Below are 22559 nucleotides of genomic sequence, written 5' to 3'. Positions count from 1 at the left end.
TACGTTGATCTGGTAGTAAGAAATGGTGTTCCGATTGCATTAAGTCAACATTACAATCAGTCAATTGGCACTTATACCATATATTCTCATGTTATCAATAGCAGTAATGGTTCATCTGTAAATTACGAAGTGTTTGCTCACAGTTTACCGCTAGGCAAACTATCGTTAGCAGTAGACAAAAACGGGGTTTTACATGCCGTTTGTAGCGTCTATACCAGCGCTAGCAATTCGACATACAACGTGGTATACAGCCGTAGTGTTAACGTGGGCGTTACTTGGGGCGGAATTAAATATCTAACCAATTCCGTAGGTGGTAAACATAGCCACGATGCAACTATTTCGGTAGACGCCTCTAATAAACTTGTTGTTGCGGTGTCTACAAGCGCCATCATACAAAGTGATAGTTATAACGACATTGCAAGTTTTTACAGTAGTAACGGCGGTGATAGTTGGACACAAGGTGAATTTGTCGCCACATCTAGTATAGACAACCTAACAGTGCCTTTCGTAGTTTATGACCCTACGTTTTCGGTAACATTGCAAAACCCGCCCGCCACACTATATATACAAAACATCAGCGGGGCTTCTAATGCACCTCGTCCGATGTTTAGAGGGACATTAAGTATCAACAAAGCGCCATCGGTTACCCTAATATCACCTTCTGACAATCAGACATTGTATGAAAACGACACAATAAACCTCACAGGCGATGCCTACGATGCAGATAAAGACCAATCAGTAACAGTTTTCTATCAAATTAACGGTGAACAAAGAAAAGTCTTAGCAATTAATGCCAGTCAAACGCAAATAACACTATCCAAGCAGCTAACATTCAAGGATGGCAAGCTGTTTGATGGTGAAATGGTCCTCACTGGCACATTAGCGGAGGGTGTAGCCCACACGTTGAAGGTTTGGGCAGTAGATAGTGAAAACGGCCAGTCAGCTACTATTGAACGTACATTTTATGTCGTGCCTAACCGAGCTCCTTTACTATCTGTTGACGCTGTTGTCCCTTCAGGAGTTGTCGATACAGACAAATTTAAAATCAGTGGTACTTCATCTGATCCAGACGCAAACGCGAATGTTAAAGTAACCAAAAAAGTAAATGCTAACAACCCTGTAGAAATCTATAACGGACCAGGCGGCGCTTGGGAGTTTGATGTATCACTCGCTGAACTTGTAGTAGGTGAAAATACCATTGTTATTGAAGTAATTGATAACTATGGCGCTAAGACAAGCAAGACAATAAAACTAAAGAAAAATGAAGTGAAAACGCCTATTTTGCATGCTGTGGCGAGGTACAAGATTACACCTCCTGCTGGATCCGCAAAGGGCGTTTTATTGTTCATTGAACGTGACGAGGACATGGATCTAACAGTTGAGTTATCTATGACGTTAGTAGGGGAGCAAGAGCAGTATGAAACGCTAACGGCCAATAATACGGCTCCTATGCCTACAAACGGCATCGTTGAAGATACTTTTTATTTTGAGACGACAGAGCCGAAAGACAACATCATTTTGAAAATCTCTACAACACGGTCAGATGTAATGGTAAATCACAAAATCCATCTAATATCGGGGGCGGTTGAATAATGGCTTTAGAATATAAACAACGTGAATCTGATGGCTCTATGGGTCAGCCTGTAAAGGTTGGAACTGGACTGAGAATAGATGAACAAGTATCGTCACTTGGTGAACAGTTGGCCCAGGAGAAGATTAAGGGCATTCAAAAGGATCTTCTTATAAATAGTCTTGGTGAAACAGTTACACAGTTAAAGCTAGAAGTAATGGCATTGAAAGGGGGTGTTTCATGATGCAATTTTGGCAAATCGCTTTTATGTATAAATGGGTGACTGCAGCACAATTACGATTAGCAGTTAAAACAGATGCTAATCCTTTTGGAGAAATTACACCTAAACAATACAAAGAAATTACGGGGCAAGATTTCGAGACGCAAGCAGAGGCTTAGCGTTATTTATTATGCCTTTCACAGTCTTGTGAAGGGCTTTTATATTGATTTCCGAGGTGAACTAATGGATGAACAACGTATTGGGAAGTTAGAACATGATATGACTGATGTGAAAACTCGCTTAGCCGTAGCTGAATCAAATATCAGGGAAATTAGAGAAGATATTGGTGGAATCAAAGATAATACAACTTGGATTTTAAGATTAGTTATTGGTGGACTAGTGGGAGCAATGTTGACCTTTATTATAAAAGGAGGAATGATTTAATATGAAAATTAACTGGAAAGTACGTTTACATCATAAGCCATTTTTAGTGGGAGCATTCTCATTGTTACTGTTATTAATTCAACAAATTGCGGCTTTATTTGGCTTTGATACTACGATTTACAATGAGCAAGTAACAGATATTTTTAACACTGTGCTTGCTTTATTAGTTTTATTTGGTGTCGTGAGTGATCCAACAACACCAGGGCTAAATGATAGTGAGAAAGCGATGAGATACAGCCGAAAGGATGATGATAAATGAGTGCAAGCGTAACTCAAACATGCAGAGATTTAAGCGAATTAACTGCAGCTGCTCAAACTGCATGTCGCCTATTGTTCCAGGAATGTTACAAAGCTGGAATTGTGGACATTTTTATAACAGAGACTTATCGCAGCCAAGCACGGCAAAATTATTTACATGAGCAAGGGCGTACAAGGCTTTTTGATGATGCAGGAAATAAATTATATAAAGTTACTTGGACGTTATTAAGTAATCACACATCACGTAGAGCATGGGATATTGCCGTAGCTCCACCTCGCGATCTATATGATAAATCTACATTGTCGAAGGTTGGTGTAATCGCCAAACGGTTAGGGATCACATGGGGTGGATATTGGCCTGCTGGACAATATGATGCCCCACATTTCGAGATTCCTACATCATGGAAGATGCCAAAAGGATACAAGTTGGAAGGACAAGTAATTGTTCCATCTAATAGCAAATTAAAAGTACAACTATTTGTTGAAGATAAACCAAAAGAAAAGGATGATGATGTTATGAAATTTACAAATCCAACAACTGAAAATGCAGTGCGTGATTATATTAAACAATCAGTTGATAAAAAATTGGTCGATAAATCTTGGTTGGAGAAATTCGATAATGGAAGCATGACAAGTGGTGATTTTGAAGGATTGAAGATTATCATTGCTCAACGTAGTGCTTAACAGCGAAGCCTGTTACCTTAATTGGTAATAGGCTTTAAAAAAGAAATAAAAATTACATTTTGATAAATATTTTTTAAGTTGAAAAAACAATCTTAATAAAATATTTCAAGAGTTTAGTTTGAAATTCAAAAAACATTACTTTAGTTATATCTGTTAAATAAAAAGACGCCAAAAAATGGCGGTTAATTTGGCGTGATTTGGCGTGATTTGTTAAAAACTATAATTAAACCGTCAAAACTAAGTCATTAATCGCGCCAAAAAAGTGGCGTAATTTTTCCATTGAAATGGGTATATTGGTAATGATAGGATTAATGTGACTCGAGGGAAATTAAATTTGTTATAACAAGTAATGTGAAAATATTATTATTAAAGAATATTGATTTTACTACATAATCGTTTACAGTTTTTTAGAAAGAGTTTCGACAAAAATTTAATGAGTAATGTAGGAAATATATGGAGCTAAATGCTAATTAAAGGAGCTTAATAATTATGAAAAAATTTAAAGTACTTACAATGTCAGCTATATTATCAATAACAAGTCTTGGTTTATTTCCAACAGAAAAGGCAAATGCGTCAGTTTTAAATGAATCAGGTGTAAATAATACATTTTTAAATAATCCAGTTGTAGCATCAGTTTCAGGTTCAGGTTGGCAGACTAAAGGGGGAATAAAAGCACGGGTTTCTACTAGTAAAGATACATTTAATAATACTGAAAGAATTTATGTAAACGCAGAAAGATCTGGTACAGGTGCTACAGTCTATTATGAAGTAAACATTCTTAAAAATAATGGTACTGAATGGACTCAAACTCCTGATTCCGGGAAATCTGGAACATTTACATCTAAGGTACATAGTTTAAATTTTAATAATTATGGTCCTGGGCGTTATAGAGTTTTATTGAAAGTTTTCTCTGATTCAAGCAAAATTAATTGGATTGGAGACTGGGAAACTACTTTTTTTGTTAGTTAATTAAGAAAAATAATATCTATTATAAATTTATAGTTTATAATTTAACGTTGGTTTTTAGGAAAGCCCAGGCGCTCATTTTAACAGTGAGTACCTGGGCATTTTTTGTTTATTCATCATACGGTCTGTACTTTTTTCTGAGTAATTCAAGTTCTTCTTTTTTCTCTAATATCATGCTTTTTAAAAACATTTTAGGCTGCTCTTTAACAGCTATTAACTTTCCGTCTTTAACTAATTTTCCAAGACGTACTTTGGATATATCTAAAATTTCAATTGCTTCAGCTGCAGATAACAATTCTTCATTTAAGAATTCAAGTAGTTCCTCAGTTGATTCAAATTTGTACTCCATTTAACTACCTCGCTTTTATCATAAATAGAATTAGTCTTATGATGTGAATTAAAATTGTGAATCCATACAGTGTAATTAATACATAATCTAATGTTGAAGGATTTTGAAAATCAACGTATGTGAGTATTATGACTGTGCTGGCTAATATTAAAGCAACATTTGCATAACCAAATCTTTTAAGCATTTTTTTCATACATGAAAGTGGATGTGTTATAATTTGATTGAGAAGGAGGCGCTAACCTCCTTCATAGCTTATTTGCGACGTTTCTTCTTTGCGGGAGGGCGTCGCTTTTTCTTTGTCCCTTGCACCATGTCGTAAATGTCTTTCAAGCCTGATGTGAAAGCTTTAAAAGCTGTTGCGACTAGTGCTACTGTTGCAAGGACTTTTTCAAATTCATCCACTCTTGTTCACCTCCTTTCTATACTTTTATTATACTATACCTATTTAATAAAGTAAATAGATATTATTGATTTATTCCCCTATTATGCTAAAAATTTTCAATAAAAAACCACTCAAATGAGTGGCTTTATTTTTATTCTAATCCTAATTGAGTTTTGTTCATCAATTTTCCGCCCTGGAACATTAAAGATGCATTTCCACCTAATGATTTACCATTGTAGCTATACATAACTACATCACCAGATTCAGATACAACCGCACCTTCACCACCAAGAATCTCAAATACCTGTTCTTTAGTCATGCCATTTTCTAACTTGTTAAATTGCTCAAGAGTAATTTCAATATCTGATGTCTCCACACCAAATTGAGATTTGTTGATTAGTTTGCCACCTTGGAACATCATAGTAGAAGATGCCATGACACCATCAGTTTCAAATTCATACATAACTGTGTGGTGAGGTTCACCAGCTGATCCCGTTTCAGACATTATTTTACCTTCAGCACCAACAATTTTTACTACTTCTTCATACGTCATGCCATCTTTAATTTGTTTGAACTTTTCCTCAGTTAATTTGCCATCTTCTTTAGTAGCTGGTGCTGATGTCTCTTGCTTAGAATCAGTAGAAGTTTCAGCAACTGGTTTTTCATCTTTTGTTGACTCATCCTTTGTAGTAGTTTCTCCACAACCTGCTAGTCCAAGACTTAATACTAACGCTGCACTAAATACTATTTTTTTCATTTGTAAATTCCTCCCTCTTTATTTCCATTTTAGGGAATAAGCAGACAAATGTACATATAAAAAAACAGACAACCAATGTTAGTTATCTGTTATCGTATACTTCATCATCGCAATAAACACAATAACCTTTCCCGTTCTTAATTGGAACGGGTGAACAACATAGTGAACATTGAATAGTTTTACTTTGATCATTTATTTTTTTAACGAAATTTTCACTCCCGCATAATCGACATTTCGTAGTTGAATCACTATATATAGCTTTGCAATTATAGCATCGTTTTTTCTCCACGTTATCACCATCCTATAGGTATTTAGAGAATATATAAATACAAAAAACAGACAACCTTGATTAGTTATCTGTTTTCTCTTTTATTTCATATGTCACGACTGCTTTAATGCCATCTTTATTTCTAGTCGTCTTTGTATCAAAGGATACATACAATTCATCAATTGTATAACCTTCATTTAACTTCGCTTTAAGAGCATCTCTCAGTGCCTTCTTTTGTATATTCGAGATTTTTGTTACCAACTCGTTTAATTCCATCCCCATCACCCCACAGATTATTTCAGTTCAAGTATTTCGTTCATATCAATTATTTCAAGGGCTTTACATATTATTGCAAGTTGTTCGCGGTTAATGGTGCTACGTTGATTGTTTACAATTTCGCTAATTGCATTTGGTCTAATAGAAGTCATTTCAGCTAATTGCTTTTGAGAAATCCCACGTTCATCAATGATTTTCTTTAATTTTACCTCAATCATTTTTCCACCACCTATCAGTTAAAATCATAATCCCATTATAACACCATATCGCTATTTGAGAAATATTATATTCAATTATATTGACATATCGATATGTCGATATTAATATTTATATAACGATATATCGATATTTTATGATAGTGAGGTGAAAACGATGGCATTTGAATACTTATCAACATATAAAACATTTGAATCAGTAGCAGACATGGACACAGCTGTTGAGGACCACATTGCGGCTCATTACTACGACTTAACAGAATCAGAACGTGCCATCGTTTTCAAGCTTGCTAGTCATGCATTGGAGCATCCAGGAGCCTGCCATTTGAAAGCTGTCACTATTGCTGCAGCATTGGAGATCAGCACCAAGACAGTTTATCGAGCAATTTCAAAATTGGAATCATTAGGAATCATCAAGAAAGAAACGACTGTTAAAAGCAAAGGTGGACAAGGAGCAAGCATCTACATTATTTTGCCTTACAATGTCTCACCGTCAATGTCCGAGCGTGAAAATGATGAAAAGCCTTGTGAGAGTAAGGTTGAAGCGCAACAATCTGAAAACCAATCATCTAAATCTTTTAATCATTTATCTTTTAAAACAAGCACTTTACAAGAAATATATAATAATGCTCACGCTGAAAAAGAGGCTCATAAGGAATACATGAATGAGTACCAGGTGATGCTATTTGACTTTATGAATAGCTTGCCATTAGCTGACAATTTGAAAGATGAATTGCACAAGGTTGTAATGGCTTCACAAGTAAATTCTGTGGATGAATTTATAAAAGCTAAGAACGTGCTATTTAAAATTGCTATGGATATTAAAGAGGGTATTTTAACAGTCACAAGCACATTAAGAGCTGTGTTTGCAGGAGCGTATAACAAGGCTGTAGAGCGTTCAAGCATGAAGCTTAGTAAATCATCAAAGATAGAAGAAACAGCAGATAGAGAGCGTCCAGTACCTTTTTATAACTGGCTGAATGAGCGTGATAATCGTTCAGAAATATGTAGTAGACCAAATTTAGAAAACTGGCTTGAATGGTGAAAGGGGAAATAATTGTAGCTCATAATTGGCCATGGACTTTTTAATCAATTTTCAAGAGATCAAGCTCATTAAATAGATTTTTGAATATGTTGAACTATAAGCATTTAGATAGGAGGTGTTTAGATGAATTATTATTACCCACACTATGGTGGTTGTTACCCACAACCAATGTACCCACAACCAATGTACCCACAACCAATGTACCCACAACCAATGTACCCACAACCAATGTACCCACAACCAATGTACCCACAACCAATGTATCAACAACCTGTTTACCAACAACCTGTTTACCCGAATTATGGTTGTTTCCCAGCTAGCAAAACGTGTCCTAACGGATCAGAAAAACACGTGAAGTGCGATTCAGAGTACCCAGTAAGAAAATATTGTGATAGAAATGGGGAAGCACAGATTGATTGTTTTGAGTGTATTTAATTAAATAATTCATAGTAAGACCACTCATTAAAGGGTGGTCTATTTTTGAATGTATAAGTATAAAAAAAGACCACCTAAATAGAGTGGTCTTTGTGAAAAAAATGTGTAAAAAAAATTGTTTTTTATCGTAGTGAGATGAAAATTATGTTTATCTGAAAATATTATTAAACGCTATTGTATCAACGTTTTGAACATATAATTATTTATCTTGTGTCGTTAGTTGTAATCATAATTTTTTCGTGGGATGGTTACGAACCACGGTGCTTTCACACAAGTAAATATTCTATTATAGATATCTAGTAGAAGTCAAATGTCAGACTTTGTCTATAATGTCCTATCGTCGCAAAATTGTCATAAATATTTTTTACTATGTTGAAAAAAGAAATCGATTAACTAAAACAGCGTAGTTTAGCGGTTTAAAGCGCCAAATTGAATGAAAAACTAAAATATTTTGTCACTTTTAAAAGTCAGAACATTCATAATGTTGTTGACGGAGCTCGATAATAACGATAATATAGCGATACATTCACACTTTGTTTGGATAAAGTGCGATAGATATTCGAGAATATAATCGGGGGGATTATTTGTGAAAAGCAATGTAAAGAAGTTGTCATTCCTTCTTTTTGGATTAGTGTTGCTTCTTGCTGCTTGTGGTAGCGGTGGCTCAGGTACAGCAGATTCAAAAGGAAATGAAAAAAACAATGCAAGTGAGAGCGGAAATGCAGATGATAAAACATATAAAATCGGGATTACTCAAATTGTTGAGCATCCATCGTTAAACGCAGCAACGGAAGGCTTTAAAAAAGCAATTGAAGATGCTGGTTTAAAAGTTGACTACGATCCACAAATTGCACAGGGAGATAATAGCCTTAACACAACGATTGCTAACAATCTAGTAAGTGCAAACGTAGATTTAATTTTTGCAAACTCTACACCTTCTGCACAAGCCGCTGCAACAGCAACAAGTGATATTCCAATTATTTTTACATCTGTTACAGATGCTGTTGGTGCACAGCTAATTGACTCAATGGAGAAGCCAGGGAAAAATATTACAGGCACAATCGATTTACATCCAGAAACGATTTCTAAAACTGTAGCATTCCTAAAAGAACTTGGTGCGAAAAAAGTAGGGATGGTCTACAATGCGGGTGAGCAAAACTCAGTTGCACAAGTTTCAGAAGTGAAAAAGGTTATGGACGAACAAGGTTTAGCGGTGGTAGAAGCATCAGCATCTACTTCAGCGGATGTAAAACAAGCGACAGAGTCTCTAATTGGTAAAGTAGACGCTTTCTATATTATTACTGATAACACAGTTGTTTCTGCATTAGAATCGGTAATTGATGTTGCCAATACTAATAAATTACCATTAATTGTAGGAGAACTAGATTCTGTAGCACGTGGCGGTTTAGCAGCTTATGGTTTTGAATATTTCGATATCGGTTATGAAGCAGGTCAAATGGCTGTGAAAATTTTAAAAGGTGAAGCTACACCTGCCGATACACCAGCACAATACCCACAAAATCTGAAATTATTAATCAATAAAAAAGTTGCAGATGATTTAGGCATCGAAATTAAAGATTCTTGGGGTGCCGAAATTCTAGAACAGTAAAACGAAGCGGGGTGCACTATCCCCGCTTTATCTTCATTTTACAAGTGATATAAATAATAAAGAGATTTAGGAGATGATTCAACGATGTTTTTAGCATTATTTGGCGCAGTGGAGCAAGGAATCATCTATGCAATTATGGCACTTGGTGTATATTTAACATTTCGGGTGTTAGATTTTCCGGATTTAACGGTTGATGGAAGCTTTGTAACAGGGGCGGCAACTGCAGCAACAATGGTTTTGCTTGGCTACCACCCAATCTTAGCGACTTTAGTGGCAATTGTTGCTGGATTTATTGCTGGATGTATGACAGGAATTCTTCACACGAAAGGAAAGATTAATCCGCTTTTATCAGGAATTTTAATGATGATTGCTTTATACTCGATTAATCTACGTATCATGGGGTTAACTGCAGAAAATACGATAGGTCGCCCGAATATTCCACTACTAAACTCTGAAACAATCTTTTCAAAGTTTCAATCTTTTTGGAGTAATTTAGGGATCGATGATGCTATCAATAACCTATTAAAAAGCATAGGCTTTCAGCATGTACCAGGTACATGGAGTGTGCTGATTGTTGTATTAATCATCACGATTTTAATTAAGTTAATAGCAGACTGGTTCTTAAAGACAGAGGTTGGGCTAGCTATCCGAGCAACTGGTGATAATAAACGAATGATTCGCAGCTTCTCTGCAAATACAGATACACTTATCATTTTGGGGCTAGGTCTTTCCAATGCGCTTGTCGCATTTTCTGGAGCTTTAATCGCACAATACTCGAAGTTCTCTGATGTTAGTATGGGGATTGGTATGATTGTGATCGGTCTCGCATCCGTTATTATTGGTGAAGCTATTTTTGGGACTAAAACTATTATCCGTACAACGTTTGCAGTTATTGCAGGAGCCATCATTTATCGTATTATATTAGCTTTAGCATTACGTGTAGATTTCCTTGATTCAGGAGACATGAAATTAATTACAGCGATCATCGTTATTTTGGCGCTGATCTTACCGCAATTTATTAATAAGAGTAAAGAACGTAAACGTAAAGCTAAACGTGCTGCAGAACTTTCACAAGTAAAAAAAGTAGAGCAGGGAGGTAATGGCCTTGCTTAAATTACATGGTATTAATAAGGTATTTAATGAAGGAACACCTGATGAGAAGATTGCACTTGCGGAGATAAACCTACATTTAAAGCCCGGTGATTTTGTGACAATTATAGGTAGTAATGGTGCAGGTAAATCAACGATGATGAATATGATTTCAGGTGCTTTAACACCCGATTTCGGTACAGTATTGATTGATGGTAATGATGTGACAAGTTTGCCTGAATATAAACGCTCTCAATACATTGGGCGTGTCTTCCAGGACCCAATGGCAGGAACTGCACCTACGATGACAATTGAAGAAAATCTAGCATTAGCATACTCTCGAAATAAGCACAGAGGGCTACGCAATGGTGTGGACAAAAAGCGTCGTGAATTTTTTAAAGAATCGCTAGCGATGCTTGGTTTGAATCTTGAGAATCGTCTTTCTGCTAAGGTAGGCTTACTTTCAGGTGGGGAACGTCAAGCTTTGTCGCTCTTAATGGCTACCTTTACAAAGCCATCTATTTTATTGCTGGATGAGCATACGGCTGCACTTGATCCATCACGTGCAGAGTTAATTACTCGTATTACGAAGTATTTAGTGGAAAAAGATAATTTAACGACATTAATGGTAACGCACAATATGCAGCAAGCATTAGATTTAGGGAATCGTCTTATTATGATGGACAAAGGCCAAATCATTTTAGAAGTTGGTGAAGATCGCAAACATGAATTAACAATTCCTGATTTAATGTCCGAGTTTGAACGTATTCGTGGGGAAAAAATGAATTCAGACCGTGCTCTATTAGGTTAATATCGAAACGCTCATACACTTGTATGGGCGTTTTTCATAGTGTAAAAAATTTCATCCATAGTGTTTTTATGAATGGTGTAAATGAATGACCGTTACAGGTTCCCTAATTTCACGTGTGGGGGGTGCCGATCTATCTTATGGGAGTCTAGTAGCCTTCCAATCCAGCACATTAATTTAGCAAAGGTCCTCACTACTCTTTATGGAAGGGCGTTGTCACACATCGTTTTTCCGCATTGTTAGTATGATAGAAAATGAAAGGAACAGTTTTAAAAGGGTTGATTGGAGAGGAGTTGCCCCTTAGGGGATTTAGCGGCTCATCAGACGCCACCTGGACGCTGGAGGAACAGATATCAATCCCTCGCCTTGCCAGAATGTCTCTTTCCGCAGACGATATTGTTTTTTCAACATCAACTAGTTTTAATAATTTTTATTTAGGGAAATTAAACGATCGATAAACTTTATCGCATAAAAAAGCCTCACTTTCAGAGAAGTGAGGCTCTTCATTTTAAACGAGTAAGCCAAATAGTTGAATATCGTTGTTTACTTCTTTGTATTTGAAGCCGAATTTATCCATTCGGGCAAGTAGTCCTTCATATTCAGCACGATCACCTAACTCAATGCCGACTAGTGCAGGGCCACTTTCTTTATTATTTTTCTTGGTATATTCAAAGGTAGTAATGTCATCGTTTGGTCCAAGTACACTAGTGAGGAATTGACGTAATGCTCCGGCACGCTGAGGGAAGCTGACGATGAAGTAGTAAAGTAAGCCTTCGTGTATAAGTGACTTTTCTTTAATCTCCTGCATTCGTCCAATGTCATTATTCCCACCACTGATGATGACAACGACTGACTTACCTTTAATTTCTTCTTTATAAAAATCAAGAGCTGCCACTGATAATGCTCCTGCAGGCTCAGCGATAATCGCATGTTTATTATATAGATCTAGAATGGTCGTACATACCTTGCCTTCAGGTACAAGAACAATATCATCTAAATAGCGACGACAAACATCATAAGTGTGGTGACCGACGCATTTTACTGCAGCACCATCAACGAATTTATCAATCCAATCAAGAGCAACTGCGCCACCTTCAGCAAAGGCAGCCTTCATACTACCAGCACCAGCAGGCTCCACACCAATAATTTTACTAGTAGGAGAGAGATTTTTAATGTAGGCAGACACGCCTGACATTAAGCCACCACCGCCAATACTTCCGAATATGTAGTCGATTGGCTCCTCCATATCATTCATAATTTCTACCGCTACCGTTCCTTGACCAGCAATGACATCAAAATCATCAAATGGATGAATGAAGATTTTACCATGCTCTTCACAATAGCTCAACGCGCTTTCAGCAGAATCATCGAATGTATCTCCTGCTAAAATAATTTCCACATATTCACGTCCAAACATACGTACTTGGTCTATTTTTTGCTTCGGTGTTGTTTGTGGCATAAAAATGCTTGCTTGAATTTTTAATTGGGCACAGGCATAAGCTACACCTTGTGCATGATTGCCTGCACTTGCACAGACAACCCCAGCATCGCGCGCTTCATCCTCGATTTTTTTAATTTTATAATAGGCACCACGAAGCTTGAATGAGCGTACATGCTGTAAATCTTCGCGTTTAATATAAATATTAGCTCCGTATTTCTCGGATAAATAGTCGTTTTTTTGTAGTGGTGTGTGCACAACTACATCTTTTAAAAAATGATGTGCAATCAGGACATTCTCCACTTGCACGGTTCTAGTATCAGCAACTTCCATAGTATTCATCCTCCGTTATACGTTTAAAACATTTATCTATGATAGCACACTTTATTTGCTTTTTGTGATTAATTTTTAGTAAATTCTAAATTTTCCGTGTCTATTTTATGATGTAAGCGTTTTATCTTGATATAGCTAATTATTTTATAAAGAAGCAATGTCTCAGACCTAGAATTAGCTCAATTTAAGGGGAGAAAATCAGTTGTTTCAAATCTAAAAAATACTACTCTCATAACAAAAATGGTCAAGCATATACTAGATTAGCTTAGGACAAGTAGGAGGGTATGTAGTGGAAATCATTCAAGGAATTTTATCAACATATTGGAAGTTTTTTGATTTGGCGATGTGGCAAGAAGTACTAATGGACCCTGTCTCCTGGGGACTAATATCCTCATTAATTATTATAGAAGGTTTGCTGTCGGCAGATAATGCACTGGTATTAGCGGTACTAGTGAAACATTTACCAGATAAACAGCGAAAACGGGCATTAATGTATGGTATGCTAGGTGCCTATTTTTTTAGATTTTTATTTATTGGCATAGGTGTTTATCTAGTAGAATTTTGGTTTATTAAAGTATTAGGTGCTTTGTATTTAGGTTGGCTTTGTGTAGCTCATTTCCTTCACATAGGGAATGAGGATAGTGTAAAAGAGGTAAAGAGGTCAGGATGGATGGTGCGTCTTTTCGGCACGTTTTGGGCAACTGTCATTTCTGTTGAGCTAATGGATATTGCTTTTTCAATTGATTCAATCTTTGCTGCGTTTGCGATATCAGATCAGGTCTGGGTGCTTTTAATTGGAGGGATGTTAGGAATATTAATGATGAGGACGATTGCAGGTGTTTTTTTAATCATCATTGAAAAAATACCAGAACTTGAAGCAACAGCCTTCATAATTATAGGTGTCATCGGCTTAAAAATGTTAGTAAGTGTTTTCAATATCCACATCCCTCATTATTTATTCTTCCTTTTCTTAGTGATTGCTTTTTCCATCACAATCATTGTGCATATGATGAAGAGAGTAAGATCTGCCTAATTAAAAAGTACTGTTCTCCAAAAATGAGAACAGTACTTTATTTATTTTACATATTTATCTGGGTCAACAATATAGAACTTTTCAACATTAAGCCAGCTCTCGCTCATTGGTTCGCCGTCATCAATACGTTTTTCAGTCTCCTGCATCATCCAACCAGTCTGAGACGCATGGGCTTGTAATGCTTTTAATTTGTCCATTCGCATTTCCCGAATATCATAGACCACATGTGGTTCACCATTTTTTTCAATTGTATCATTGGCGAAGGCACAACCGAATATTTGAGGACGAGCAGCCTTTGGCATACGACGTACAGCTTCAATTACAGCACGTGCTGTTGCTTCATGGTCTGGGTGGACAGCAAAGCCAGGTAAAAATGTGAAAATTAAAGAAGGCATTAGTTCTTCGATTAGCCCTTCCATTAATTTTACCATTTTCTCATCATCTTCAAATTCAATTGTTTTATCACGTAGACCAAGCATGCGTAAATCTTGAATACCCATCGCCTCTGCCGCTGCAACCAATTCCTTACGACGGATTTCAGGTAAAGACTCGCGTGTAGCAAAGGGTGGATTACCTAAATTACGTCCCATTTCGCCTAATGTTAAACAGGCATATGTAACAGGTGTATTCATTTTCTTTGTATAGTAGGCGATGGTCCCCGCAACTGAGAAAGCCTCATCATCTGGGTGAGGGTACACAATTAAAATATGACGTTGTGGTTGTAAATTCAAATAGTCGTCCCCCTTAGTAAGTAAATGGCGTTTCACTAATTTCAAGCGCAATCGCCAATTTTCCAGAGTAGTCTAGTCCAGCCATTAATAAACGGCCTAAATCATCTAATTCAAAATGTGTAATGCCTTGAGCATAAACCCAGCCATGAGGTAATTTTAAACCCACACGATGAGGTGCATTATCTACAACCTTAGCAAGCTCATAGTTAATTTTAGCATTGCGAATAAAAGCACCTGCATTAAAAAACTGTTCATCATAGTGTGCTGCATAAGATCCGTTTGTCGTCTCAAGATGAATATAAACGTCTTTGTTGGCGAAAGAATTCAGCAATTTTTGCAACGTCTCTACTTGTACTTCTTGCATCTTAACACTCCTCTCGATCATTTCTCCTTTAAGTATAGTAAAAAAAATTCGCAAAGGGAAATTGATTGCTTTGATAAAAAAATTGATGATTTATATTTACAAACCTTAGCGCCATTTTGTCCAAATTTTTGAGAGTGTGAAAATGAATCCTAGCATCCAGAGAAATAAATCATCATCTCTAAACCTATGACAAGTTCTTAAGCAATATTCTTGAAAAAATTATTGTAATGTATCAATATAGGGAGTGTGAAAATAAATATGTACAAACTGTGTCGTTTCGCATTGTATCCGTTTTCACATCTGAAAAGATATTGCAACCATGACTTCTTCCTAATTTGTGTGTGTAGACAGCTCCACCTGTTGAAGGTAGTATTATTTCAGAAATAATGAATTCTATCTTGGTACAATAGATGACGTTCCTTGAACAGGTTATGCAAGGTAGCTGTGAAAAAGGGAAGAAAAATGAAGCTCATTATCATAGTATAATAAAAACCGCGACTCTCTTTATGACGGAGAGTCGCGGTTTTTTATTGAAAATTAATGTAGGCTATGTATTTGTTAGTATCGATTGAGCTTTCGTTCTATTGTATCTAAACGATTATTAACATTTTGTAATTGTTTAAACATTTGCTTCATATAAAGATTTTGATCTTGGGTTTCAGTAGTTTTGGCTTGTGCCAATTCTTCCTCCTCCTGCAGAGCCAATATTGTGGCAAGGGTGGATAATGAGTAACCAAGTGTTAATATGATGGAGGCAATTACTTCAACTTTTGAAGAGGTGATTTCTCCAGCTAGTAAACCTGATTCTTCCGTTAAGTCTTCTACCTTGTTTTTTTTCATTTTTTCCCCTCCCATACAGCTAATATATGGGGTATGAGGCATTAACGTATCTTGTCCAATTTTAATCTTTATCGGATAAATACTCATCATTAAATAATTGTTTAGTATTTGTAATTTTCTAATAATTACATTGATTTTTCCATTTAAATATAGCATTATAGTAGGAATAAACAAGACGTTTAGAGGGGGAATTGGTGTGAATAAGGACTTTAAATATTGTAAGGAATCAAGAGTGATGCGTACAAGTCGTGTATTTCCAAACGATGTGAATAATCATAATACATTATTTGGCGGACGATTGATGAGCGATATTGATCAAGTTGCTTCCATTTCAGCTGCAAAGCATAGCAGAAGAGATTGTGTTACAGCCTCAACTGATTCAGTCGATTTCCTACATCCCATTCGCCCAACAGATTCGGTTTATTTCGAATCCTATGTAACTTGGACGGGAAGGTCTTCTATGGAGGTTTTTGTTAAAGTCATTTCTGAAAACTTGAAAACTGGGGAGAGAAAGGTGGCAGCGACTGCATTATTAACTTTCGTGGCATTGGATGAAAATAACAAACCAGCACTGGTCCCACGAGTAATACCTGAAACAGTAGAAGAGACAAAATTGCATGAAACAGCTTCAGAACGAGCGAAGGCCCGTGCTGAACGTAAAAAGGAAAGTAAAGCATTAGCGCAATTTATATCTATGAATGATCCATGGGATTATCGGCTAGAAATGATGGAGAATTATATGTAAAAAAAGAGGGATGTCTCAAATGACTTTGAGACATCCCTTTCATTCTTATATTTCTGTTACTGTTACGTGTGGAGCACCAAAGCGTGATTTCGCTCCATGCATGACAGGACCTACATATTCATTTAGCGCCCAGCCATGTGCAATAGCTGCCGATACAAACTCTTTTGCTTCAATGACAGAATCTTTAATAGTAAGACCATTCGCAAGATTCGCTGTGACAGAGGCAGCAAAAGTACAGCCTGCACCGTGGTTATTTGTGGATGCAACTTTTTCAGATTCTAATAAGTAGAATGTTTCACCATCAAAGAATAAGTCTATTGCTTTTTCAGTAGCTAGGGCTTTTCCACCTTTTATGACAACAGCTTTAGCTCCTAGTTCATGGATTTTACGAGCAGCAATCTTCATGTCGTCAATGTTTTTTGGTGTACCTGTGCCAGCTAATTGTCCAGCTTCAAACAGGTTTGGTGTTGTTACCGCTGCTAGTGGTAAAAGATGCTGAATCATGGCATCTGTGTTACCTGGATTCAGTACTTCATCGTCACCTTTACATACCATAACAGGATCGATGACCACATTTGTAGTCCCTGAATTTGCAATAGCCTTTCCAGCAATACGAATAATTTCTTCTGTTGAGAGCATTCCTGTCTTAATGGCATCAATTCCTGTGGAAAGTGCTGTGTCAATTTGTTTTTGTAGTAAATCAGTTGGCAAAGGTGTGACGTTATGTGTCCAGCCGTTAGGGTCCATTGTTACGACAACTGTTAATGCCACCATCCCATATGTACCGTGCTCTTGGAATGTTTTAAGGTCAGCTTGCATTCCTGCACCGCCTGATGTATCTGAACCAGCAATTGTTAATGTTTTTTTTAGAGTCATGTAAAGGATCTCCTTTATCGTTAAGAGTTATAAAATTAACATCTAGTATAGTCCGATTCTGATTCTATAAAAATAGCCAGAATACTATATTTTTATATGGTCAGTTTCAACTGATGCTTGAATTCATCTTTAATTTTTTGTACCGTTGTAAGAAGAGAAAGGGGCTTAATGAACGATGAAACAAGTATTCCCGAATGATTGGCAAGAAGTACTCAAAGAAGAATTAGAAAAACCATATTATCAAAAACTACGTCAATTTGTCGCAAATGAATATTCGACACAAACTATTTATCCACCAATCAATGATGTGATGAACGCATTCTATACAACAGCATATCATGATGTGAAGGTTGTTATTTTGGGACAAGACCCTTATCATGGGCCTAATCAAGCGCATGGGCTAAGCTTTTCTGTTAAACCAGGTATTCCACATCCTCCTAGCTTACGGAATATGTTTCAAGAGCTACAGGATGATTTAGGCTGTCCAATTCCTGAAAATGGAACGCTAACAAAGTGGGCTGAACAGGGTGTTATGCTATTAAATACGGTGCTTACAGTTCGAGCAGGACAAGCGAATTCCCATAAAGAACAAGGGTGGGAGCAATTTACCGATGCTGTTATCGATCTATTAGCTGCAAGGGAAGAACCACTAATTTTTGTATTGTGGGGCAAACCAGCGCAACGCAAAAAGCAATTAATCCGAAAATATAAAACACCACATGTCATACTCGAAGCGCCACACCCAAGTCCATTAAGTGCTTATCGAGGATTCTTTGGTAGTAAACCTTATTCAAAGATTAATCAACAATTAGTGGAGTGGGGCAAGCAGCCGATTGATTGGTGTTTAGAATAGATTGGCACAAATCGTTTGCTTTATACGCTTTAGCAATCATGTTACATTTAATATAGAAGAAAGTGAGGGACATTGATGAAGGTGAATTGTTTTAAGTGTCAATTTTTTAAAGTAACCTGGGACCCTCAAAACCCACGAGCATGTGCAGCTTATGGCTTTAAAACAAAGCAAATACCATCCGTTGTTGTGAAGCAATCCTCGGGTGTAGATTGTTTAAAATTCGTACCAAAAGTAGAAAGTGGGAGAATGTAATGATTTCTTATCAGGCCGTTATACAGCAACTTGAAAAACAATTATCTTACGCAAAAAATGCGGGAAATGATCAGCAAATTCGTGAGGCACTTACAGCCATTCGAGCATTATGTGATGTGGTGTTAGATTCTTCAAGTGATGCACCATCTATCACTCCTCATAAGCATGTACCGCAAATGCTTGTATCAGAGTCAAAACCATCCACTTTATATACAGCAAAGATTGAAGAAGATGGAGCCAATGGCGATTCCATTTTTGATTTTTAATCCATTTTAAAGGTAGGGTAACGAAAATGAAAAGATTTATCGTGACAGGTGCTCTTCATGGCCTATTAGCAGTAGCATTCGGTGCATTTGGTGCACATGCTTTAAAGGAAATTTTAGATGAATATAGTCGAGGTATTTGGGAAACGGCTGTTCAATATCAAATGTTTCACGCTACAGGATTACTAATCATTGGTCTGTTAATGAGCTCTAAACTATTAGGTGAAGTGAAACAATTAAATCTAGCAGGTATTTTCTTTAACCTTGGTATTGTTTTCTTTTCTGGGAGCTTATATGTTCTGGCGATAAGTGGTATTAAAGTATTAGGAGCTATTACACCAATTGGTGGCGTACTATTCTTAGCTGGATGGCTACTTATTATTTTAACTGCTCTCAAGCATGCTCGCTAATTTTAAGCTGACTCTCTTACATTATTTGTAGGGGGGTTTTTCTTTATTATGAGTCATCTTTCAAAGATAGGGATTTAAATCCTATCCATTTTGTAAGAATTTATAGTACACTACTAATATTACTTGCAATATTTCGAAAATATCAAAAGTGAGGTTACGTAGTATGGAAAAACTATTTACATTACTGGATGCTAACTATAATGAGATGGTAGGGATTCGTCGCCATTTACATGAATACCCTGAATTATCCTTTGAAGAAGTCGAAACGCCATCCTATATAGCTACTTTTCATAGAGAATTGGGTCATGTGGTTCGAGAAGGAGTGGGAGGACGTGGCGTCGTAGCGATATTACGTGGCGGAAAGCCGGGCAAAACGGTGGCTTTACGAGCTGACTTCGATGCATTAGCGATTCAAGAAGAAAATGATGTACCTTACAAATCTAAAATAGCTGGAAAAATGCATGCATGTGGACATGATGGACATACAGCTACATTGCTTGGGCTAGCTAAGGCATTAAATGCGATGAGGGACCAAATTGAAGGCAATGTCGTATTTATTCATCAGCATGCAGAGGAAGTGGCTCCAGGTGGAGCTAAGCCGATGATTGAGGATGGTTGTTTAGAAGGTGTAGATGTTATTTTTGGTACACATTTATGGGCACCTACACCATTAGGAGAAATATTAGTGAAAGACGGAGCCATCATGGCTGCCGCGGATAAAGTAGAAATAACGGTACAAGGAAAGGGTGGTCATGGCGCAGAGCCTCATCATTCTATTGATGCAGTTACCCTAGCCTCCCAATTTGTCGTTAATGCTCAACAGCTTGTTTCAAGACGAATTGACCCATTGAAATCAGCTGTTTTAACAATCGGTCATTTTGAGGCAATTAATCCGTTTAACGTTATAGCTGATCGGGTAGTTTTAGCGGGGACAATTCGTACATTTGAAGAAGAAGTACGCATACAAATGGAACAAGAGTTAGAAGCAGTATTAAATGCGACTTGTCTGGCATTTGGGGCAAGTTACGAATATCGTTACACAAGGGGTTATCCACCTGTTTATAACCATCTGAGAGAAACCGAGTTTTTGGCACAATTGGCGTCGACTGTACCAGGGGTAGATCAAGTAATAACATGTCCGCCATTTATGATTGGGGAAGACTTTGCGTATTATTTAGAAAAAGTACCAGGCACATTTTTCTTCACAGGAGCTAAAAAGCCAGAATGGGAAACGGCTTATCCGCATCATCATGCACGCTTTGATTTTGATGAACGTGCTATGCTAATTGCAGCAAAAACCTTAGGTAAAGCAACCTTAACGTATTTAAAAGAAAATTGAACATAGCGAATGATAAAAATCCGCATACGCCCATCGACTTTTGGTCAGTGAGTGTATTGCGGATTTTTACTTAGAGATAGAATTATGGATTTTGATTAAAGTAAGCCATTTCCTCATCATACTCAGCAAAATCGAAATAAATCATAGGGAAAAGAAAACGATGATTAGACTTAAGCTCACGAATAATGACATGATCTCGACCAGCTGCTTCTACCACACCACGAACAGTTTTTGTGTTTTTTCCCTGCTCTACTGCGTGCTCAAAAGAAAAATGGAAGGTAGCTGGTTTTCCACGGTTCAAACGTAAAATATTTTCTATATAGGACTCCTCACGGCCAGGTGGTCGTCCGCTCGGAAGTGTGACTGGAGGAGGAGTCATTTGTTGTTGCGTTGTTGGTGTCCAATAATAAGGCATCATCAATTATCAACCTACTTTCTTTTTAAATTTGAGGACAATCTTGTTCAGTTGGCGAGAAAAAACAATGGGATTTGAACCTGCCAGTATTCCATTGGCCATACCATTGTGCAGGACAATCACCTGCTGGCATGAAAAACCACAAAGAGCGGGTAGCTGGATGAAATCTTTCACCCTGAATTACCCTTTTAGCTAACCGGATATCTTGATCACGTGCTCTTTGATAAAAATAACCCTTTTGTGTTGCCTCAAAGCCTCCCGGACGCTGATAAACCATTTGTTCAATTGTTCGAATATCACCAAAATCTAAACAATCACCTCTTACACGATTAACGCCAACATTCCCAACCATCAGCATGCCTAACTCTCCTTCGCCTTCTGCTTCGGCACGCATTAGTCTTGCAAGTAGGGCTGTCTGTGCATCATTCGTCTTAATAACAGCGATTTTCATACCTCCTCGCAGACAGTATATGCACGAAGGTATAGTAGTCATGTTCAATTTTGTTAAGAAAGACAATCACATATTAAAGTTACTATGCATATAGTAGTAATAACGACAAGTACGTAGAAAATACTTCAAATCCTGCAAGACCCGATAGTTTTTATAGCAAAAAGGGTAAATAGAAAGAAATAGATTTAGGGGAACGTGAGATCAATGAATTGCATGTGTATCTAATACATGTGAGGTGATGGCTTATGGAAATTGGCGTTTGGTTTGGGATCTTATTAAGTGCAGTACTGGCCTTTCTATTAGGGGAGTTTTATGGACAGCCGCTCCACTGGTATCTCTTTATTGTTATTATAGTGATTGGTTTTTTTATTCAAACGGTTATCTTAATTTTAAAAGTAAAGAACGAGAGCTCTTAAAATGAGGTATATAGAAGAAACGTGTTGAGGTTAAGAAAGTGTCATCGCTAAAAGATGGCACTTTTTTATATTGTGAGTAAAAGGGTGGAAAGCAGGGCATCAGGAAAAATGCCTTTACAATGCTTGTTTTAGCTGAAATCCAATAAGACATAATTATTCTTGCCTAGTAAGTATATTAAAAATATAGCGTGACATACTAAAATTGACTTTATTTTTGCTTTTATGAAGGAGCGTTTCCATGCGTATTTTTAGTATGTTTGTAGCGATCATCATCAGCGCTTTTCTGGCAGTTGGAATAGCAGAATATTATCATCAACCATATAATTGGTATTTAGTTTTTCTTATGATTCTAACTGGGATTTTTATTCATATTATTATTTTAATATTCGAATCTGAGAATGCAGAAGAAAACGAAATTTAAAAAT

Annotated in this window: 34 protein-coding genes; 22 read left to right on the top strand and 12 right to left on the bottom strand. The window is 36.9% G+C overall.

All coding sequences use genetic code 11. The annotated features are described in order from the left end of the window. The first annotated feature begins 264 nt into the window (after positions 1-264). From BFM98_RS07395 to BFM98_RS07365, 7 genes are all read left to right on the top strand, one after another. Positions 265-1593: an Ig-like domain-containing protein gene (locus BFM98_RS07395; protein ID WP_175400726.1), complete on the top strand. Its 1329-nt coding sequence runs from the start codon at positions 265-267 to the stop codon at positions 1591-1593. Then, positions 1593-1814 (top strand): XkdW family protein, encoded by a 222-nt coding sequence (locus BFM98_RS07390; protein WP_083225298.1) that lies wholly within the window; start codon positions 1593-1595, stop codon positions 1812-1814. The genes BFM98_RS07395 and BFM98_RS07390 overlap by 1 nt, the downstream gene beginning before the upstream one ends. Continuing rightward, positions 1811-1969, top strand: coding sequence for an XkdX family protein (locus tag BFM98_RS07385; protein WP_373565030.1), 159 nt, complete (start codon positions 1811-1813; stop codon positions 1967-1969). The genes BFM98_RS07390 and BFM98_RS07385 overlap by 4 nt, the downstream gene beginning before the upstream one ends. Positions 1970-2033: 64 nt before the next feature. After that, on the top strand, positions 2034-2234 hold the full coding sequence (locus BFM98_RS07380; protein ID WP_066036964.1) for a hemolysin XhlA family protein: 201 nt from the start codon (positions 2034-2036) through the stop codon (positions 2232-2234). 1 nt (position 2235) lies between these two features. After that, a complete protein-coding gene (locus BFM98_RS07375) occupies positions 2236-2493 on the top strand; it encodes a phage holin (RefSeq protein ID WP_066036963.1) in 258 nt (85 codons plus the stop codon). Next, entirely contained in the window at positions 2490-3176 is a 687-nt protein-coding gene (locus tag BFM98_RS07370; RefSeq protein WP_066036962.1) for a M15 family metallopeptidase, read from the top strand. Before BFM98_RS07375 ends, BFM98_RS07370 begins: the two co-directional genes overlap by 4 nt. A 489-nt stretch (positions 3177-3665) precedes the next feature. Further along, complete coding sequence (locus BFM98_RS07365) at positions 3666-4145, top strand: hypothetical protein (protein WP_066036961.1); 480 nt, start codon at positions 3666-3668, stop codon at positions 4143-4145. Positions 4146-4251: 106 nt separating this feature from the next. Here BFM98_RS07365 and BFM98_RS07360 read toward each other — a convergent pair whose 3' ends face one another. The 5 genes from BFM98_RS07360 to BFM98_RS07345 form a co-directional block, all read right to left on the bottom strand. Beyond that, positions 4252-4491, bottom strand: a complete 240-nt coding sequence (locus tag BFM98_RS07360; protein WP_066036960.1) for a DNA-binding protein — start codon at positions 4489-4491, stop codon at positions 4252-4254. A 252-nt stretch (positions 4492-4743) separates the two neighbouring features. After that, positions 4744-4893, bottom strand: a complete 150-nt coding sequence (locus tag BFM98_RS23870; protein ID WP_175400725.1) for a hypothetical protein — start codon at positions 4891-4893, stop codon at positions 4744-4746. A gap of 131 nt (positions 4894-5024) precedes the next feature. Then, positions 5025-5630, bottom strand: coding sequence for a DUF3862 domain-containing protein (locus BFM98_RS07355; RefSeq protein WP_066036959.1), 606 nt, complete (start codon positions 5628-5630; stop codon positions 5025-5027). 349 nt (positions 5631-5979) lie between these two features. Next, positions 5980-6174, bottom strand: a complete 195-nt coding sequence (locus BFM98_RS07350; RefSeq protein WP_066036958.1) for a hypothetical protein — start codon at positions 6172-6174, stop codon at positions 5980-5982. A 17-nt stretch (positions 6175-6191) separates the two neighbouring features. Beyond that, the gene (locus BFM98_RS07345) at positions 6192-6392 is read right to left on the bottom strand and encodes a helix-turn-helix domain-containing protein (RefSeq protein ID WP_066036957.1); all 201 of its coding nucleotides are present in this window, start codon (positions 6390-6392) and stop codon (positions 6192-6194) included. 154 nt (positions 6393-6546) lie between these two features. Between BFM98_RS07345 and BFM98_RS07340 the strand changes: the two genes are divergently transcribed. The 6 genes from BFM98_RS07340 (at position 6547) to BFM98_RS23610 (ending at position 11833) form a co-directional block, all read left to right on the top strand. Further along, entirely contained in the window at positions 6547-7434 is an 888-nt protein-coding gene (locus tag BFM98_RS07340) for a helix-turn-helix domain-containing protein (protein ID WP_066036956.1), read from the top strand. Positions 7435-7557: 123 nt separating this feature from the next. Beyond that, entirely contained in the window at positions 7558-7869 is a 312-nt protein-coding gene (locus BFM98_RS23865) for a hypothetical protein (RefSeq protein ID WP_066036955.1), read from the top strand. Between the two features lie 586 nt (positions 7870-8455). Continuing rightward, positions 8456-9478 carry an ABC transporter substrate-binding protein gene (locus tag BFM98_RS07330; RefSeq protein WP_054549123.1) on the top strand — a complete coding sequence of 341 codons (1023 nt, stop codon included), beginning with the start codon at positions 8456-8458 and terminating at the stop codon, positions 9476-9478. Positions 9479-9562: 84 nt separating this feature from the next. Then, positions 9563-10591: an ABC transporter permease gene (locus BFM98_RS07325; protein ID WP_009371612.1), complete on the top strand. Its 1029-nt coding sequence runs from the start codon at positions 9563-9565 to the stop codon at positions 10589-10591. Then, positions 10584-11378, top strand: coding sequence for an ABC transporter ATP-binding protein (locus BFM98_RS07320; RefSeq protein ID WP_054549124.1), 795 nt, complete (start codon positions 10584-10586; stop codon positions 11376-11378). Before BFM98_RS07325 ends, BFM98_RS07320 begins: the two co-directional genes overlap by 8 nt. A 251-nt stretch (positions 11379-11629) precedes the next feature. After that, positions 11630-11833, top strand: coding sequence for a hypothetical protein (locus BFM98_RS23610; protein WP_139111221.1), 204 nt, complete (start codon positions 11630-11632; stop codon positions 11831-11833). A gap of 50 nt (positions 11834-11883) precedes the next feature. Here the strand turns inward: BFM98_RS23610 and ilvA are convergent, their stop codons facing one another. Further along, a complete protein-coding gene (gene ilvA, locus BFM98_RS07315; protein ID WP_066036954.1) occupies positions 11884-13146 on the bottom strand; it encodes a threonine ammonia-lyase IlvA in 1263 nt (420 codons plus the stop codon). 289 nt (positions 13147-13435) lie between these two features. On the opposite strand from ilvA, the gene BFM98_RS07310 reads away from it, so the two are divergent. After that, on the top strand, positions 13436-14179 hold the full coding sequence (locus BFM98_RS07310; RefSeq protein ID WP_048393424.1) for a TerC family protein: 744 nt from the start codon (positions 13436-13438) through the stop codon (positions 14177-14179). A 41-nt stretch (positions 14180-14220) separates the two neighbouring features. Here BFM98_RS07310 and bshB2 read toward each other — a convergent pair whose 3' ends face one another. The 3 genes from bshB2 to BFM98_RS07295 form a co-directional block, all read right to left on the bottom strand. Next, a complete protein-coding gene (gene bshB2 / locus BFM98_RS07305; protein ID WP_048393426.1) occupies positions 14221-14910 on the bottom strand; it encodes a bacillithiol biosynthesis deacetylase BshB2 in 690 nt (229 codons plus the stop codon). Between the two features lie 13 nt (positions 14911-14923). Next, entirely contained in the window at positions 14924-15274 is a 351-nt protein-coding gene (locus tag BFM98_RS07300) for a YojF family protein (RefSeq protein WP_004225428.1), read from the bottom strand. 558 nt (positions 15275-15832) lie between these two features. Next, entirely contained in the window at positions 15833-16114 is a 282-nt protein-coding gene (locus BFM98_RS07295; RefSeq protein WP_048393429.1) for a hypothetical protein, read from the bottom strand. 196 nt (positions 16115-16310) lie between these two features. On the opposite strand from BFM98_RS07295, the gene BFM98_RS07290 reads away from it, so the two are divergent. Further along, the gene (locus tag BFM98_RS07290; RefSeq protein ID WP_004227610.1) at positions 16311-16859 is read left to right on the top strand and encodes an acyl-CoA thioesterase; all 549 of its coding nucleotides are present in this window, start codon (positions 16311-16313) and stop codon (positions 16857-16859) included. A gap of 45 nt (positions 16860-16904) precedes the next feature. Here the strand turns inward: BFM98_RS07290 and thiD are convergent, their stop codons facing one another. Beyond that, positions 16905-17735 carry a bifunctional hydroxymethylpyrimidine kinase/phosphomethylpyrimidine kinase gene (thiD, locus tag BFM98_RS07285; protein WP_048393431.1) on the bottom strand — a complete coding sequence of 277 codons (831 nt, stop codon included), beginning with the start codon at positions 17733-17735 and terminating at the stop codon, positions 16905-16907. A 175-nt stretch (positions 17736-17910) separates the two neighbouring features. Between thiD and BFM98_RS07280 the strand changes: the two genes are divergently transcribed. From BFM98_RS07280 to BFM98_RS07260, 5 genes are all read left to right on the top strand, one after another. Beyond that, on the top strand, positions 17911-18588 hold the full coding sequence (locus BFM98_RS07280; RefSeq protein ID WP_048393433.1) for a uracil-DNA glycosylase: 678 nt from the start codon (positions 17911-17913) through the stop codon (positions 18586-18588). Between the two features lie 75 nt (positions 18589-18663). Next, complete coding sequence (locus tag BFM98_RS07275) at positions 18664-18840, top strand: hypothetical protein (protein ID WP_048393435.1); 177 nt, start codon at positions 18664-18666, stop codon at positions 18838-18840. Continuing rightward, positions 18840-19106: a YwdI family protein gene (locus BFM98_RS07270; RefSeq protein ID WP_048393438.1), complete on the top strand. Its 267-nt coding sequence runs from the start codon at positions 18840-18842 to the stop codon at positions 19104-19106. Before BFM98_RS07275 ends, BFM98_RS07270 begins: the two co-directional genes overlap by 1 nt. 26 nt (positions 19107-19132) lie before the next feature. After that, a complete protein-coding gene (locus BFM98_RS07265) occupies positions 19133-19513 on the top strand; it encodes a DUF423 domain-containing protein (RefSeq protein ID WP_048393440.1) in 381 nt (126 codons plus the stop codon). Between the two features lie 163 nt (positions 19514-19676). Continuing rightward, entirely contained in the window at positions 19677-20852 is a 1176-nt protein-coding gene (locus BFM98_RS07260; RefSeq protein ID WP_048393442.1) for a M20 family metallopeptidase, read from the top strand. Between the two features lie 82 nt (positions 20853-20934). On the opposite strand, the gene gerQ is transcribed toward BFM98_RS07260, so the two are convergent. Next, positions 20935-21270: a spore coat protein GerQ gene (gene gerQ / locus BFM98_RS07255; protein WP_004227629.1), complete on the bottom strand. Its 336-nt coding sequence runs from the start codon at positions 21268-21270 to the stop codon at positions 20935-20937. 22 nt (positions 21271-21292) lie between these two features. After that, positions 21293-21718, bottom strand: a complete 426-nt coding sequence (locus BFM98_RS07250; protein ID WP_004227631.1) for a cell wall hydrolase — start codon at positions 21716-21718, stop codon at positions 21293-21295. 245 nt (positions 21719-21963) lie between these two features. Between BFM98_RS07250 and BFM98_RS23860 the strand changes: the two genes are divergently transcribed. Together BFM98_RS23860 and BFM98_RS07245 are read left to right on the top strand one after the other, a co-directional pair. Then, positions 21964-22134, top strand: coding sequence for a hypothetical protein (locus BFM98_RS23860; protein WP_004227634.1), 171 nt, complete (start codon positions 21964-21966; stop codon positions 22132-22134). Positions 22135-22372: 238 nt separating this feature from the next. Continuing rightward, the gene (locus BFM98_RS07245) at positions 22373-22555 is read left to right on the top strand and encodes a hypothetical protein (RefSeq protein WP_004227636.1); all 183 of its coding nucleotides are present in this window, start codon (positions 22373-22375) and stop codon (positions 22553-22555) included. The last annotated feature ends 4 nt before the right edge of the window (positions 22556-22559 follow it).

It is taken from the genome of Lysinibacillus sp. AR18-8, assembly GCF_001705465.1.
Lineage (GTDB): Bacteria > Bacillota > Bacilli > Bacillales_A > Planococcaceae > Lysinibacillus > Lysinibacillus capsici.
Note: the sequence above shows the minus strand (reverse complement) of the source record. Positions and strands in the feature narration are given on the sequence as shown.

What these genes read in the sequence shown, in the direction of transcription:
- BFM98_RS07390 (WP_083225298.1), top strand. Translation starts at nt 1,593, where the DNA reads ATGGCTTTAGAATATAAACAACGTGAATCTGATGGCTCTATGGGTCAG.
- BFM98_RS07385 (WP_373565030.1), top strand. Translation starts at nt 1,811, where the DNA reads ATGATGCAATTTTGGCAAATCGCTTTTATGTATAAATGGGTGACTGCA.
- BFM98_RS07380 (WP_066036964.1), top strand. Translation starts at nt 2,034, where the DNA reads ATGGATGAACAACGTATTGGGAAGTTAGAACATGATATGACTGATGTG.
- BFM98_RS07375 (WP_066036963.1), top strand. Translation starts at nt 2,236, where the DNA reads ATGAAAATTAACTGGAAAGTACGTTTACATCATAAGCCATTTTTAGTG.
- BFM98_RS07370 (WP_066036962.1), top strand. Translation starts at nt 2,490, where the DNA reads ATGAGTGCAAGCGTAACTCAAACATGCAGAGATTTAAGCGAATTAACT.
- BFM98_RS07365 (WP_066036961.1), top strand. Translation starts at nt 3,666, where the DNA reads ATGAAAAAATTTAAAGTACTTACAATGTCAGCTATATTATCAATAACA.
- BFM98_RS07360 (WP_066036960.1), bottom strand. Translation starts at nt 4,491, where the DNA reads ATGGAGTACAAATTTGAATCAACTGAGGAACTACTTGAATTCTTAAAT.
- BFM98_RS07355 (WP_066036959.1), bottom strand. Translation starts at nt 5,630, where the DNA reads ATGAAAAAAATAGTATTTAGTGCAGCGTTAGTATTAAGTCTTGGACTA.
- BFM98_RS07350 (WP_066036958.1), bottom strand. Translation starts at nt 6,174, where the DNA reads ATGGAATTAAACGAGTTGGTAACAAAAATCTCGAATATACAAAAGAAG.
- BFM98_RS07345 (WP_066036957.1), bottom strand. Translation starts at nt 6,392, where the DNA reads ATGATTGAGGTAAAATTAAAGAAAATCATTGATGAACGTGGGATTTCT.
- BFM98_RS07340 (WP_066036956.1), top strand. Translation starts at nt 6,547, where the DNA reads ATGGCATTTGAATACTTATCAACATATAAAACATTTGAATCAGTAGCA.
- BFM98_RS23865 (WP_066036955.1), top strand. Translation starts at nt 7,558, where the DNA reads ATGAATTATTATTACCCACACTATGGTGGTTGTTACCCACAACCAATG.
- BFM98_RS07325 (WP_009371612.1), top strand. Translation starts at nt 9,563, where the DNA reads ATGTTTTTAGCATTATTTGGCGCAGTGGAGCAAGGAATCATCTATGCA.
- BFM98_RS23610 (WP_139111221.1), top strand. Translation starts at nt 11,630, where the DNA reads ATGAAAGGAACAGTTTTAAAAGGGTTGATTGGAGAGGAGTTGCCCCTT.
- ilvA (WP_066036954.1), bottom strand. Translation starts at nt 13,146, where the DNA reads ATGGAAGTTGCTGATACTAGAACCGTGCAAGTGGAGAATGTCCTGATT.
- BFM98_RS07300 (WP_004225428.1), bottom strand. Translation starts at nt 15,274, where the DNA reads ATGCAAGAAGTACAAGTAGAGACGTTGCAAAAATTGCTGAATTCTTTC.
- BFM98_RS07295 (WP_048393429.1), bottom strand. Translation starts at nt 16,114, where the DNA reads ATGAAAAAAAACAAGGTAGAAGACTTAACGGAAGAATCAGGTTTACTA.
- thiD (WP_048393431.1), bottom strand. Translation starts at nt 17,735, where the DNA reads ATGACTCTAAAAAAAACATTAACAATTGCTGGTTCAGATACATCAGGC.
- BFM98_RS07280 (WP_048393433.1), top strand. Translation starts at nt 17,911, where the DNA reads ATGAAACAAGTATTCCCGAATGATTGGCAAGAAGTACTCAAAGAAGAA.
- BFM98_RS07275 (WP_048393435.1), top strand. Translation starts at nt 18,664, where the DNA reads ATGAAGGTGAATTGTTTTAAGTGTCAATTTTTTAAAGTAACCTGGGAC.
- BFM98_RS07270 (WP_048393438.1), top strand. Translation starts at nt 18,840, where the DNA reads ATGATTTCTTATCAGGCCGTTATACAGCAACTTGAAAAACAATTATCT.
- BFM98_RS07265 (WP_048393440.1), top strand. Translation starts at nt 19,133, where the DNA reads ATGAAAAGATTTATCGTGACAGGTGCTCTTCATGGCCTATTAGCAGTA.
- BFM98_RS07260 (WP_048393442.1), top strand. Translation starts at nt 19,677, where the DNA reads ATGGAAAAACTATTTACATTACTGGATGCTAACTATAATGAGATGGTA.
- gerQ (WP_004227629.1), bottom strand. Translation starts at nt 21,270, where the DNA reads ATGATGCCTTATTATTGGACACCAACAACGCAACAACAAATGACTCCT.
- BFM98_RS07250 (WP_004227631.1), bottom strand. Translation starts at nt 21,718, where the DNA reads ATGAAAATCGCTGTTATTAAGACGAATGATGCACAGACAGCCCTACTT.
- BFM98_RS23860 (WP_004227634.1), top strand. Translation starts at nt 21,964, where the DNA reads ATGGAAATTGGCGTTTGGTTTGGGATCTTATTAAGTGCAGTACTGGCC.
- BFM98_RS07245 (WP_004227636.1), top strand. Translation starts at nt 22,373, where the DNA reads ATGCGTATTTTTAGTATGTTTGTAGCGATCATCATCAGCGCTTTTCTG.